The organism is Kineosporia mesophila, from assembly GCF_021129235.1.
In the GTDB taxonomy this organism is placed as follows: Bacteria; Actinomycetota; Actinomycetes; order Actinomycetales; family Kineosporiaceae; genus Kineosporia; species Kineosporia mesophila.
Genome location: NZ_JAJOMA010000001.1, coordinates 539961 through 552297, shown reverse-complemented (window position 1 = coordinate 552297; position 12337 = coordinate 539961). Strand labels below are relative to the sequence as shown.

13 protein-coding genes and 2 tRNA genes are annotated in these 12337 nt (G+C 67.2%); 4 read left to right on the top strand and 11 right to left on the bottom strand.

The genetic code is table 11. The annotated features are described in order from the left end of the window. Positions 1 to 17 precede the first annotated feature (17 nt). Both tig and LR393_RS02090 read right to left on the bottom strand, forming a co-directional pair. Positions 18 to 1394 carry a trigger factor gene (gene tig / locus LR393_RS02095; RefSeq protein ID WP_231481144.1) on the bottom strand — a complete coding sequence of 459 codons (1377 nt, stop codon included), beginning with the start codon at positions 1392 to 1394 and terminating at the stop codon, positions 18 to 20. 224 nt (positions 1395 to 1618) lie between these two features. Then, positions 1619 to 1692: transfer RNA gene (locus LR393_RS02090), tRNA-Pro, on the bottom strand. A gap of 128 nt (positions 1693 to 1820) precedes the next feature. Here LR393_RS02090 and LR393_RS02085 point away from each other — a divergent pair. Then, positions 1821 to 1891, top strand: a tRNA-Gly gene (locus LR393_RS02085). A gap of 327 nt (positions 1892 to 2218) precedes the next feature. On the opposite strand, the gene LR393_RS02080 is transcribed toward LR393_RS02085, so the two are convergent. The 6 genes from LR393_RS02080 to LR393_RS02055 form a co-directional block, all read right to left on the bottom strand. Next, complete coding sequence (locus tag LR393_RS02080) at positions 2219 to 2641, bottom strand: type II toxin-antitoxin system VapC family toxin (protein WP_231481142.1); 423 nt, start codon at positions 2639 to 2641, stop codon at positions 2219 to 2221. After that, positions 2638 to 2925 carry a hypothetical protein gene (locus tag LR393_RS02075; protein WP_231481140.1) on the bottom strand — a complete coding sequence of 96 codons (288 nt, stop codon included), beginning with the start codon at positions 2923 to 2925 and terminating at the stop codon, positions 2638 to 2640. The genes LR393_RS02080 and LR393_RS02075 overlap by 4 nt, the downstream gene beginning before the upstream one ends. Positions 2926 to 3579: 654 nt before the next feature. Beyond that, entirely contained in the window at positions 3580 to 3831 is a 252-nt protein-coding gene (locus LR393_RS02070) for a Txe/YoeB family addiction module toxin (RefSeq protein WP_231481138.1), read from the bottom strand. Beyond that, on the bottom strand, positions 3828 to 4106 hold the full coding sequence (locus LR393_RS02065) for a type II toxin-antitoxin system Phd/YefM family antitoxin (protein ID WP_231481136.1): 279 nt from the start codon (positions 4104 to 4106) through the stop codon (positions 3828 to 3830). Before LR393_RS02065 ends, LR393_RS02070 begins: the two co-directional genes overlap by 4 nt. Before the next feature lie 932 nt (positions 4107 to 5038). Beyond that, positions 5039 to 5488, bottom strand: coding sequence for a hypothetical protein (locus tag LR393_RS02060; RefSeq protein WP_231481135.1), 450 nt, complete (start codon positions 5486 to 5488; stop codon positions 5039 to 5041). A 762-nt stretch (positions 5489 to 6250) separates the two neighbouring features. Further along, positions 6251 to 6709, bottom strand: a complete 459-nt coding sequence (locus LR393_RS02055) for a DUF4279 domain-containing protein (protein ID WP_231481134.1) — start codon at positions 6707 to 6709, stop codon at positions 6251 to 6253. Positions 6710 to 6824: 115 nt separating this feature from the next. On the opposite strand from LR393_RS02055, the gene LR393_RS02050 reads away from it, so the two are divergent. Next, positions 6825 to 7388: a hypothetical protein gene (locus tag LR393_RS02050; RefSeq protein WP_231481133.1), complete on the top strand. Its 564-nt coding sequence runs from the start codon at positions 6825 to 6827 to the stop codon at positions 7386 to 7388. 39 nt (positions 7389 to 7427) lie between these two features. Further along, positions 7428 to 7769 carry a hypothetical protein gene (locus tag LR393_RS02045; protein ID WP_231481132.1) on the top strand — a complete coding sequence of 114 codons (342 nt, stop codon included), beginning with the start codon at positions 7428 to 7430 and terminating at the stop codon, positions 7767 to 7769. A 72-nt stretch (positions 7770 to 7841) separates the two neighbouring features. On the opposite strand, the gene LR393_RS02040 is transcribed toward LR393_RS02045, so the two are convergent. Both LR393_RS02040 and LR393_RS02035 read right to left on the bottom strand, forming a co-directional pair. Next, positions 7842 to 9242, bottom strand: coding sequence for a carboxylesterase/lipase family protein (locus tag LR393_RS02040; protein WP_231481131.1), 1401 nt, complete (start codon positions 9240 to 9242; stop codon positions 7842 to 7844). A 297-nt stretch (positions 9243 to 9539) separates the two neighbouring features. Further along, positions 9540 to 10481, bottom strand: coding sequence for an MBL fold metallo-hydrolase (locus LR393_RS02035; RefSeq protein ID WP_231481130.1), 942 nt, complete (start codon positions 10479 to 10481; stop codon positions 9540 to 9542). A 149-nt stretch (positions 10482 to 10630) separates the two neighbouring features. Here LR393_RS02035 and LR393_RS02030 point away from each other — a divergent pair, with 149 nt between their 5' ends. Then, positions 10631 to 11536, top strand: coding sequence for a helix-turn-helix domain-containing protein (locus LR393_RS02030; RefSeq protein ID WP_231481129.1), 906 nt, complete (start codon positions 10631 to 10633; stop codon positions 11534 to 11536). 5 nt (positions 11537 to 11541) lie between these two features. Here LR393_RS02030 and LR393_RS02025 read toward each other — a convergent pair whose 3' ends face one another. Continuing rightward, positions 11542 to 12300 carry an SDR family oxidoreductase gene (locus tag LR393_RS02025; protein ID WP_231481128.1) on the bottom strand — a complete coding sequence of 253 codons (759 nt, stop codon included), beginning with the start codon at positions 12298 to 12300 and terminating at the stop codon, positions 11542 to 11544. Positions 12301 to 12337 lie beyond the last annotated feature (37 nt).

The window sequence follows — 12337 nt, the reverse complement described above, 5'->3', positions numbered from 1 at the left end:
GGTTCCAGAAAATTCGATCAGAGGGTGGGCAGCGCAGCCGGGTCGCCCGACTTCTTGGCCGACTCGGTCGACTCGATCTCCTCGACCTCGTCCACCTCTTCGGCCTCGACCGCGTCGTCCTCACTGGCCGGGAAGAGAGCCGTCAGGTCGATCTCGTTGCCCGACTCGTCCTTCACCTGGGCGCGCTCGAGCACCTGGGCGAGGGCCTTGCGGCGGCCGACCTCGGCCACCATCGACGGCACCTGGCCGGCCTTGTCGACGGCCTGGATGAACTCGTTGGGCTCCATCCGGTACTGCTGGGCGCTCGCGAGGAGGTACTCGATCAGCTCCTGCTGACCGACCTGCACCTCTTCCTTCTCCGCGATCGCGTCGAGCAGGAGCTGCGCCTTGAACGCCTTGCGGGCCTCGACCTCGACCTCTTCGCCGTGCGGGTCGTCTTCGGCCTTGCCCTCCTGCTCGAGGTGCTGCTTGACCTCGGCCTTGATCACGCCGTCGGGGACGGGGATCTCAACGCCGTCGAGGAGCTTCTCCAGGAGGCGCTCGCGGGCCTGGATGCCCTGCTGGTACTTCGCCTCCTGCTCGGCCTGCTCGGAGAGGCTGGCGCGCAGCTCTTCCAGCGTGTCGAACTCGCTGGCCATCTGCGCGAACTCGTCGTCCGCCTCGGGCAGCTCGCGCTCCTTCACCGACTGCACGGTGACGGTGACGTGGGCCTCTTCACCGGCGCGCTCGCCACCGGCCAGCGGGGAGTTGAACGTGGTGGTCTCGCCGGCCGACAGGCCCGGGAGCACCTCGTCCATGCCGACGAGCATCTCGCCCGAGCCGACGCGGTAGGAGACGCCCTTGACGCTGTCGATCTCCTCGTCGGCGATCTTGGCGGCGATGTCGATGCTGAGGAAGTCGCCGTCGGCGGCCGGACGCTCGACCGTCACCAGCGAGCCGAAGCGCTCGCGCAGCGTCTCGAGGCGCTCGGCGACCTGCTCGTCGCCGACCTTCACGTCATCGACGGTGACCTCGACGGCGTCGAGGGCGGGCAGCTCGAACTCGGGCCGGACGTCGACCTCGGCGGTGAACTTCAGGTCGCCGCCCTCGGCCGGGTCGGGCACGGCAGTCACGTCGACCTCGGGCTGGCCGAGCGGACGGATCTCCGACTCCTCGACGGCCTGCGAGTAGAAACCGGGGAGCGCGTTGTTCACCGCGTCTTCGATCACGGCGCCGCGGCCGAACCGCTGGTCGATGATCCGCGGCGGAACCTTGCCCTTGCGGAAACCCGGAACGGTGACCTGGGACGCGATGTTCTTGTAGGCCGCGTCCATGCTCGGCTTGAGTTCGTCGAAGGGCACCTCGACGGTCAGCTTGACCCGGGTCGGGTTGAGGGTCTCGACGGCGCTCTTCACGAGGGGACTTCTCCTGGCCTTTGGACAACTGAGGACGATGGCCGCAATGCCGGTCCCGGTCCGGCAGCCGCGTTACGCGCGCCAGAGAGCAGATCGGCATCATGGCCCTCAGCACATCCTAGCCGCGCCAGGAAGACACGCATGACATGCCTGGCCCAGCCGCGTCACGTTTCCCCCGATCAGGGCCGTGACCGGCCCTGATCGTTCGCATATGGCCACATTTGTCGGGGTACCCGGATTCGAACCGGGGGCCTTCCGCTCCCAAAGCGGACGCGCTACCAAGCTGCGCCACACCCCGCCATCCCGCTCGGCCGGGCCGTTAGGTGTCCGGCCAACCGGGTGACAGGCAGTAGGCTACGACACGTAGGCCGAAGGGTTGGCACGGTTTCCGGTTTTCCCGGTATCGTACGGACCGCTCAGTCACTTGCGGGTGTAGCTCAATGGTAGAGCCCCAGCCTTCCAAGCTGGTCATGCCGGTTCGATCCCGGTCACCCGCTCAGAGCACGAAGGGCCAGGTCAGAGGCACATTGCCTCCGATCCTGGCCCTTCGTCGTGAGATGACAAACGGGGGCTGCGGGCCAGATGGGCCCCTTGCGGGCCATAAAGCCGACTTCACTCATCTCGTGCGATCAGACGCGCCGAGCCTGACTTCCACGAGCGATTGGTCTCGCCCGGCGCTGTCTCGCACCGGACGATTCGGTTTCGCGCTGACCGGCGGTCACGCCGTTCAGGCGCACTGACGGATACCGAGATCCCGGTCGATGGCGACCACGGCGAGCAAGTCCCGCGTTCCGCGGGATCTGGAGACAGGACCGATCGACTATTTACAGACGATTCGGTCGCGGATTTACAGCCACCACGTCCACCAGCTCTTCGCAGCCCTTGAAGTCGTCCGGATTCGCCGTGTACAGGGGTAACTCAACGCTGGCCGCCGTCGCCGCAATCATCAGGTCCGAGGATCGCTTACGCGGCCCACGTCCAGTCGCACGGACTGCTGCGCAGAGCTGGCCGTAGAGCCGGGCGGCCGCCTGATCGTACGGGAGCGGATCGAAAGTCGCCTCCACATGCTGCAATACAGCTACCCGCCCGGCCCGTTTCGCCGGATCGTCGGTGGCGTGCGGGCCGAACGACAGCTCCCCCAATGTCACCGCCGTAATCAGAATCAGGTCAGGCAGTTCCGCGGGATCGTAGAGCTTCAGGGCGGCAATGATGTTTGTGTCGACGACCGCAGACTCGTGCACAGTCACAGGCCCGTCCCCTCGTACGGATCGTCCAGGTCCTGACCGACGACGCGGTCCAGATCGGCTCGCAGTTCATCAGCGTCTACCGCAGGGGCGGTAGCAAAGACAGCGAAGACCTCTTCCCTGGGAACCGCCCGGCGCCGCCGGATCGGGACCATTCTGGCCAGCGGCTCACCATTGAGGGTCAGCGTGTAGGCATGGCCCTGCCGAAGGCCGCGCGTGATCATGCCCGAGTCCGCCACGAACTGGCGGACGCTGACATCCGTCGGTTGTTCCCTGGGAATGGCCATGACCAAATCCTACCTCGCCGTACCACGGCGTGGTACGGCGAGGTACGGCGTGGCTGACTCGGGTGCGCCGGGCCGCCCTTCAGTGCCCCCAGCCCCCACAACCACGTGCCAGATACGTGCCAGATGGGCAGGCCACCAGAGGGCACTCCAGGCCACTCGGTGCACCCGGCGAGACCGGGAATCGCCAGGTGAAGCCCCGTGGTGAGAGGGCTTCCAAGCTGGTCATGCCGGTTCGATCCCGGTCACCCGCTCAGAGCACGAAGGCCCTGGTCAGAGGCAAGTTCTCGGACCGGGGCCTTTGTCGTTCCGGTGCCGATCTCGGCCGCTGTGCGATCCGCATGCGTTTCCGGGAGTCCGGCCTGGAAAACGCCCATCAGCCACAACGCCGAGGTCAGAATCATCAGCGCGAGTACCAGGGCACCCGCCGAACGAGAACGATCCGCACGGGTCGAGCCCGGCCGGCCCCCACGAACATGCCGGCCATCGCGCCGATCACGAACATGGGGACGCCCATCACCAGCAATGGTGCCTACAGATCCTCGCTGAAACCGTTCGAAGCAGCGCAACCACGATCAGCCCGGCCAGACCGCCTCGAGCGGCTGAGCGCATCGTCAGAGGTCTCCCCATCCCACTTGGCCCGCACTCACGTCGCGATCAGTAGTGATAGCGAGCCTGCACAACCACCAAGGTCTCACCACGAACCGTGTAGACGAGCCGATGCTCATCGGTGATCCGCCGCGACCAGTACCCACTCAGGTTCTCGGTCAGCCGCTCTGGCTTCCCGATACCGTAACCAGGGTCTCGCAGCGCCTCTTCGATCATCCGGTTGATCCGCTTGTACATCTTGGGCTCGGCCGCCCACGACGTGTAGTCCTCCCAACCAGCTTTGTCGAAGGCAACTCTCACGAGGCCCGTTCCTCCGGCGAAACATCCGTTTCGCCGATCAGCGGGTACTCCTCGAAGTCGCCGGCCTCGACCCGAGCGACGCTGTCCTGCAGACGACGCGCGTTGGCAGGTGAGCGCAGCAGATAGCGCGTCTCCATCAGAGAACGCCACAGATGCTCGGGCACCAGAAATGCTGTGCCCGACTTCGACACGATCTCGACCGCTTCCTCATCGTCGTTGACCTGTTCGATCAGCGGGAAGAGACGTTTGCGGGCTTCGCTCGCAGACATAGCCATGGCATCCTCCTATAGTCGTACCGAACTATGGTACCAGTCAGGCTCCGGAGGCCTGAGCGGCGAAGGCCAACCAACGGTCTGGCGTGCCAGATACGTGCCAGATGGGGAGGCCACGCAGGGACACTCCAGGCCACTCGGGGCACCCGAAGAGGACGTGTACGCCCAGGTCGAGCCATAAAACCGAGAGCTTCCAAGCTGGTCATGCCGGTTCGATCCCGGTCACCCGCTCAAAGCGCAAAGGGCCTGGTCAGAGGAGTAACGCCCGCCAACCAGGCCCTTCCTGCCAGTGCTTGCCCGGGCCGCTCACGGGCCACCCGCCAAAACGCCCGAGCGGGGTCCGGACCAGATGAATGATCGGCCCGCGAATCAGGCGGGAGACGATCCATGCTGCTGGAAGGAGGCGCAGAGTTCGGCATCCAGCGCGGCCGCCGTACGGACCAGGAGCGGAACGGCCGGCGTCGCATCACCAGACTCCGAGCCCGAGGGTCGCGGCTACGTCAGCCCGGCGCGCCCAGTCAATTCTTTCTGGTTCATGCCAAGTTCGGGCCGACGATCGTGCACTAATCGTCCCCGCATCAGAGATGCTCGCGCCTCGTCGTCGCACTACTCGGTCGACTTAGGATGCCCCGTACCTGCGTGATATAGCCATAACGAGCGACGCTCGTCGTCAATCAGGTACCAAAGCCTTGCCCCAGAAGTAACTTCGTACTGCCAGACCTCCATCTGGACGCCCTTGTAGACGTGGGTCGCCTTGGCCCCTCGCAGTTGGTGCTGTCTCTCGGTGTGACGCCGAGGGTTCCCGGTAATCTGGACCCACGCTTCGTCCAAGGCGCTTAACGCCTCTCGCGCCAAGGCATCCCACCCCTTGCCGACACGAAGATTCGTCGTCCGCAGAACCCACGGGTTCGGGCGAGGAACCTCTTCCCCTCGCTTCATGCGCCAGGACGGCCAATCACGGAATCGACATCGTTCGAATCCTCTTCCGCCTCAGCATCACGCAACGCCTGAGCGTTATCCGGGTCAGCCCAGGCAATAGCGCTGGACTGCCATGCCGCCATGGACAGGAAGAAGGGACGCAGTTCCCCGGTATCGGCGCCTGCCCGAAGGTCGCCGAGCAACTCCTGAAGACACTTGACCTTCTCCTCGACCGGCAACCAGGCCACCCAGGGAAGCGATTCGGTCAGAGCATCGGCAGCCAGGTCGGGGCGCACAGCGGCCAACGCGGCCAGAGCTCGAGTCGCGACCTGCAGACCCCTCACTTCGCGCTCGTGCCGCTCACGGGTGGACAGATACAGATCGGCTGCGTCTCGCCGACCCAAAATCACGTCCCCCTCGGCCACGAGCTTCGTGACCTCAGTAGTTCGACGAGAGAAGTCGCTCAAGGGCACGGTAGTAACCATGGGATCCATCATCCACTGAACTACTACTGAAGTCCAGATCGGCACACGAACAGCCCACCCGTCCGTTCAAGTATCCGGCGAGCAACCTCACGATCCGGCGCCGTGCCAGATACGTGCCAGAGGTGCACCCGGCGAGACCGGGAATCGCCAGGTGAAGGCCCTGGTGAGAGGGGCTTCCACGCCGGTCATGCCGGTTCGATCCCGGCCACCCCACCGAGTGACGCTTCAGTGGCGGCCAGCGATCCCAGCTCGGCGAGGGCGCGAGTCTGAGCGGGCCGGGAAGGTTACGAGTGCAAGAGACCTGTGCGTCGATCCTGGGCAACCGGCGCCGATCGCCAGCTCCCACCTCGTCTTACGTCTCGTTGCCGCTTGGCCCGGAACCTCTCATCAGAAGCAGGGCCATCGTCCCTGGTCCACGTCGGCGCTCAGTTCGCCGGGCGCTTGACCAGCATCGACGTCGCCCGTGGGGCCCAGCATGTCGCAGCTCCTACACATCTTCCGACGGCCCCGCAGTCGCCGCGAAGTCACCCACGACAAGCCTCGGTCTACGTCGCCACCCCCAGCCGGACCGTTCGTCGATCCGGAAGAACTGTCCGATCAGGACACCATCGTCATCCACAGTGGCCTGCCACCATCTCTGATCGAGCAGCGCCAGTTCGGGGCCACGCTGCCGCTGTACCTGCTCCGGAAGCGCGCCCGCTCGATGGACGCACGGTCCTCGGGCCCCACGTAGCGCTCCACCCATCAACGATCGACCGGTGGAAGCTGCCGCCTTATCGCCAAGGCGCCGGGTCCGTCCTCGTCGTCGCGGTAGACATCGAGCCACAGGTCGCCCGGCAGGGCGGTCAGGCGCAGGAGAACGTCGCGGGTTAGCTCCGTGGCATTCTCACCGTCCCGGACATCGAGCATGCCCAGCCAATTGGCTGCGTAACCCTCGCGCTCGAGATCCCACAGCATCGCGGTGACCGGCTCGAGCTGGTGCAGTAACCGTTCCAGCATCTCCGGCAGTCGCACATCGTCCTCTGCTTCGACAGCACTGCTGAGAATCCACGCGGAATGCGTTCGCGTGCGCTCGGGGTTCCGCGATGAGATGACCGTCCCCGCCTCCAGAGGCCGGGTGGCCGGGATTCCGAGTCGCTCGGTCACCGCCGCAGCGGTGCCGCCGTGTTCATGGGTCAGTCGGAACGACACGATGCTTCTCACGCCGACGAATTCTTCTCGCCTGCCGCAATTCGCGCACTCGTGACACGAGCCCATCGAGCAACAAGCTGGGGAATCGGCCCTTGCCGCGCCTGATCCATACCGATAGTTATGAACCGTGACCGATCGGGCCCATGAGATCGAAGAAGCCCTCACATTCCTCGCCTCCGCCATACGAGAACACCTCACCCCCACCGAACGCGCCGTGGTCACCGCGGGGAACAAGGCCCTCCATGCTCTTGAACACGGCTGGGACGGGCTGAATCAGGGTTACGAGACCGCCGCCGAGTACCTCACCGAGACCGCCGGTGAACTTCAGGGCGTCCAGGACCAGATCAACAGCTGCATCGAAATCCTCCACCCGATACGCGACGACGCCGGTCTCCGTGCCGCCACCGAACGCCTCCGCACCGCAGCCGGCGCACTCGAGGCCGGCCTCGACGGCATCCTCACCCGCCTCGACGAGGCCCTTACTCTCCTCGAAACTACCGGTGAAGAACACCTCATCGGCATTCTTCAGGACCTGCTCGAACAGGTTCAGGAATCAGCCGAGGCGCTCGCCACCGTTGGGCAAGACCTCGCCGCCGAGATCGAAGAAGCGTCCGGTTCAGGGATCGAAGAGGGCCCGCTCGGCACCCGGACCTCTCCCGACCAGCGCGACGGGCCTCAAGATTTCACGTAACGGCACCAAACAGCACTATCCCCCTGAGCGGAGAACATCATGACTGACGAGCCAGGTTCCCCCTTCACGAAAATTGAACGCGAAACCCTCTGGAATGCAGTGGAAGGAACCCATCTGATCGAGATCCGCAACGATGCTCCGGATCCCGGATATTCCCTGGACACCTACCGCTCGGAAGTAGGCCGGGCCATGAAAAGGCTGGCCGACGCCGGGCTGATCACTCCCTTCCTCGGTGCCTGGGGTGAAGAGGCAACCAGGACCATCGGCATCGGTGAAGCCATGGCCAGGATCAGCGACGGAACTGCCTGGGACCCGGACCAGGCAGAGCTCATCAGTATCGAGGCAACTGAGGAGGGGCGCTCCGTGGCGATGTCGCTGTAGAGCGAGCACGGCACACCCCCAAGCAGCTCTGGACCAGGTTGCACGACCCCACCGACAGCCTGACCTGAGACCTCACCCGAACCGCCGCACCGTCGGCCACCCCGCGGCCGTAGCATCCCATCCGGGCTTGCTGTAGGTCACGAAACGGATCCAGGCACTGTGTATCTCGGCCTCCAGACGGGCCGGCCCACCTTCCGGGCCGAGCAGGCCCCGATCGCCGCGCAGGTCTTCGGCACTGGCGCGGGCGAAGGCGAACGGCAGGTCGACCCCGTGCGCCGCGCCGAGGGTTTCGCCGATCGCCGGGGACGGCCAGGTGAACTCGTACTCGAACGTGGAATTTCGGGCTGCTACGGACGCTGCACTCAAGGCCCGGGTTCCCTCCCGGAACACTGCCTCGGTGAGGATCGCCGATCTCAGCTCGTCCCAGTTCGTGTGCGGGAAGTCGGCCGGCCCGGAGCCTCCAGGTGAGGCGGCCGCGGCGACGGCCCGTGCTTCCGCCTCACCGCCGGGGACGGGCGCTGTGTAGAGATTGCCCTCGTGGGTGGTCGCTCCCAGGAGAAGCGCGGCCGGTATTCCCCTTCCGGCGCCGATGGTGACGGCGGGCTGCTCGTCCAGCACCGGCGCGAACGGGGCGATGCCGGCCAGTGGGTGACGGACGCCGGGCAGTCGCAGGTCGAGGCCGGTCAGGCAGGACAGGGAATCGACCAGGGTGGCGTCGTCGAGCATAGCGAAATCATCTGCGGTGGGCCGAATCCCGAGGTGGGACGCTACACGCTCGGTGACCATCCAGGCCTGCGCGGGCAGCAGGGCGCCCAGGCCGCTGCCGCTGGCCACGATCGCCTGTCCGAAAGTCCCGGCGAAGCTCTGGTCGGCGAGCGCTGCGGCCACGATCATCGCGCCGGCCGACTGACCGGCGAGTGTCACCCGTCCCGGATCGCCGCCGAAGGCACCGATCTCACGCTGCACCCAGTGCAGGGCGGCCAGGACGTCGAGGAGCCCTCGATTGGCCGGTGCGTCGGGAAGATGGAGCCATCCCGGTACCCCGAGCCGGTAGTTGACGGTCACGCACACGATCCCGGCGCAGGCGAAGGCCGCGCCGTCGTAGAGCGAGGCCGCGGTGGAGCCGGCGACGAATGCTCCACCGTGCACGAACACGAGCACCGGGAGTGGCTCGTGGGAGGAGACCGACGGCGTCCATACATTGACCGTCAGCGGGAGGTCCCCCGCTACCCAGCCAGGGCCGAAGAACGGGGTCAGGTCGAGGGAGTCGAAGGCACCACCCCGGTCGGGCTGGGGCGAGGTCGGGCCGAAAACCGTCGCGTCGCGCTCGCCGCTCCAGGCCGGGAACGGGATCGGTGCGGCGAACCGGTCGGCGCCGGAGCTGTTTGCCGCGTAGGGAATTCCCCGGAACGCGAGGACTCCGCCGGCGGCGGTGCCCCGGACCCGGCCGAGGGTGGTCGGTACTGAGCTCATGACGAGATCCTGTCCTGAGGGGTGGTGTCCGGCACCGAGCAGATCAGTGCCGGACACCACCGATCGCATCAGTGCCGGGCGAGGTGCGCCACGAGCAGATGGGGGTCTTTCTGCGTGGTGTAGGCGGCGCTGGGCACATAGACCGTGGCGCCACGGATGTCGGGTTGGAGAGGCCGTCGCCCTTCGTGAGCAGGGTCGTCTTCGTGCCCTGGCCGCTGACCAGCACGACCTGGTTGCCCGGGTTGATCGTGGCCAGGAACTGGTTGCCCCGGCCGAATCAATGACGAAGTGGTGGGCTCAGGCGCCGGCGAGCGGGGCCCAGTGGTCGAGGGCGAAACCGTCGCCCTCGGCCCGGACGGTGAAGGCGCCCTGGCCGGTGAAGTGGGCCGGGAACATCAGGGTTCCGTTGGCTGCGGCCTCGGTGAACACCCGTCGGCGGGTCTCGACGGCGAGGTCCGGGTCCTGGCAGAAGCAGCTGTTCACGGCCGGTTCGCCGACCTGGAGCGGGGTGTGCAGGATGTCGCCGATGAACAGCACCTCCTCGCTCCCGGCGGTCAGGCGCAGGATCGAGGAGCCGGGGGTGTGGCCGGGAGCGGCTTCCAGGACGAGGTTCTCGTCGATCCGCTCGGTGCCGCTCCACTCCTTGACCTGTCCAGCGGCCAGGATCGGGGCGATGCTGTCCTCCCACATGTTCTGCGCGGCCGGGCCGAGCACGCTGGGGTGCCCGTTGGCCGGGTTCCAGAACTCCAGGTCCTCGGAAGTCATGTAATAGGCGGCGTTCGGGAAGGTGGAGGTCCAGACCCGGTCGCGCAGCACGGTGTTCCAGCCGGTGTGGTCGGGGTGGATGTGGGTGTTCACCACCACGTCGACGTCCTCGGGCCGCACCCCGGCGGCGGCCAGCCGGTTCAGGAAGTCGCTGTCGAGGTGCGACCACATCGGCACGTAGGGGCGTTCCTTGTCGTTGCCGACGCCGGTGTCGACGAGGACGACCTTTCCGGCACTGCGGATGACCCAGGTCTGCATCGCGACCCGGTGGGTGTGCTCGTGCACCGATTCGCCACCCGGGATGAGGAACTCGGGCGCGTTCCAGATGCCCGGCTTCTCCCACATGTGCGGCTGCGAGTTGGGAAAGAACTGCGAGGGCGTCATGTACAGGTCACCGGCGCTCTCGATCACGCGGGTGACGGTGACGTCACCGAAAACTAGCTGGTGGACGTCGGTCACGGCGGGGTTGGGCACGAAAGTCTCCTGAGGGCCGGGTCAGCGGAAGTTCCGCGATGACGACTGATGACGACTCTGCGGCCCCCGGGCGGTCGGCAGCCAGACCGGCGTGTGGGTACCCCTGGCGGGGATAGGCAACCGGGCCCGGCGGGAGCGATGCTGGTGCCATGAGCCATGACTCCCAGGGATCGCTCGGCGACGCGTTGCGGGCCTGGCGCTCCCGTGTCAGCCCGGAGGACATCGGGCTGCCCACCTACGGGGAGCGCCGCCGGGTGGCCGGGCTGCGCCGTGAGGAACTGGCCCTGCTCGCCGGGGTCAGCGCGTCGTACTACACCCGTCTGGAGCAGGGGCAGTCGCGGAACGCGTCCCCGGAGGTGCTCGACGCGATCGCCGCGGCTCTACGCCTCACCGACGCCGAACGTCAGCATCTGGGCGCCCTGGCCGCGGGTACCCGGCGCCGCGCCACACCGAAGCGGCCCCCGGCCGAGCACGTGGACCCGGCCCTGGCCGACCTGCTGGCGGTGCTCGGTGACGTGCCCGCGATCGTGCTCGGCCGGCGCAGCGACGTGCTGGCGTGGAACGCGATGGGCCATGCCCTGCTGGCCGGGGACGTACCGCTGACCGCCCCGCAGACGCCCGGATCCCGCCCGAACATGGTCGAGCTGATCTTCACCGACCCGCACCACCGGGAGCTCTACACTTGCTGGCCGGCCAAGGCCCGGGCCGTGGTGGGGAACCTGCGGGTGGTGGCGGGGCAGCATCCGGACGACCCGCTGCTCGCCTCGCTGGTCGGCAACCTGTCGATGTCCAGCCCGGACTTCGCCCGGCTGTGGGCCGATCACCGCGTGCAGCCGTGCGCCACGGCCGACTACGAGCTGCAGCACCCGCTGGTCGGCGCGCTGACGGTCACCCAGCAGTCGTTGCGGTCCCTGCAGTCGCCCGACCAGGTCCTCGTCACGTGCACCGCCCCGGCCGGGTCACCCTCGGCCGAGGCCCTGACCCTCCTCGCCCAGCTGGTGCACACCGGCGGTCACCAGACGCCGGCCACCCGTCCGGCCCCGGCCCGCCCCTGACCGGGTCACCGGCCCGGCAGCATCGACAGGGCCTGCGAACGCTGAGCGACCAGGTCGGCATAGGTGCCGTCGCGCTCGGCCCAGCGGTGCCTGAGCACGCCCTTCACGAGGGCCTCGGGCGGCGTGGGCTCGGCGGCGAGCAGCTCGATCACCTCGTCCGCGAAATCGTTGACCCGCAGGGCCTGCGGCATCTGCTGCTCCTGCTCGGGCGTCGTCGTCACGAGCGGCGGGACCAGCTCGACCACGTCGACACCGGTACCGTCCAGCTGCGCCCGCAGGGCCTCGGAGTACGCGTGCACCGCGGCCTTGGAAGCCGCGTAGGTCGGCATCGGGGGGAAGGGCAGGAACCCGATCCCCGAGCTGACCGTGACGAATGTGCCCGCACCCCGACCGATCAGGTGCGGGGTGAAGGCATCGAGAACGCGGATGGTGCCGTACAGGTTGGTCTCGATGGTGGTCGTGGCCGTCTCGAAGTGGGCCGGATCGCGAAGATCCTCGATCAGCAGCACGCCCGACATCGTGACCACCACGTCGAGGTCGGGATGCCCGGCCAGCACGGCGTCGCGGGCCCGCGTGACCGACGCCGGATCGGTCACGTCGATCTCGACCGTGCCGAACCCCTCCGAGGCCAGCTCGGCCAGCCTCTGCGCGCGCCGGCCCCCGATGACCACGGTGCTGCCGGCCGCCCGGAACCGCCGGGCCAGCTCCAGGCCGATGCCAGAGGTGCCGCCCACCATGAGAACTGTGCGAGATGTGATGTCCATGCCCTGATCCTCGGTCTCCACCGCGCCGGGTGGGATG

Coding starts and splice junctions, on each gene's coding strand:
- LR393_RS02075 (WP_231481140.1), bottom strand. CDS start 2,925: ATGGCCATTCCCAGGGAACAACCGACGGATGTCAGCGTCCGCCAGTTC.
- LR393_RS02065 (WP_231481136.1), bottom strand. CDS start 4,106: ATGGCTATGTCTGCGAGCGAAGCCCGCAAACGTCTCTTCCCGCTGATC.
- LR393_RS02045 (WP_231481132.1), top strand. CDS start 7,428: ATGACTGACGAGCCAGGTTCCCCCTTCACGAAAATTGAACGCGAAACC.
- LR393_RS02040 (WP_231481131.1), bottom strand. CDS start 9,242: ATGAGCTCAGTACCGACCACCCTCGGCCGGGTCCGGGGCACCGCCGCC.
- LR393_RS02030 (WP_231481129.1), top strand. CDS start 10,631: ATGAGCCATGACTCCCAGGGATCGCTCGGCGACGCGTTGCGGGCCTGG.
- LR393_RS02025 (WP_231481128.1), bottom strand. CDS start 12,300: ATGGACATCACATCTCGCACAGTTCTCATGGTGGGCGGCACCTCTGGC.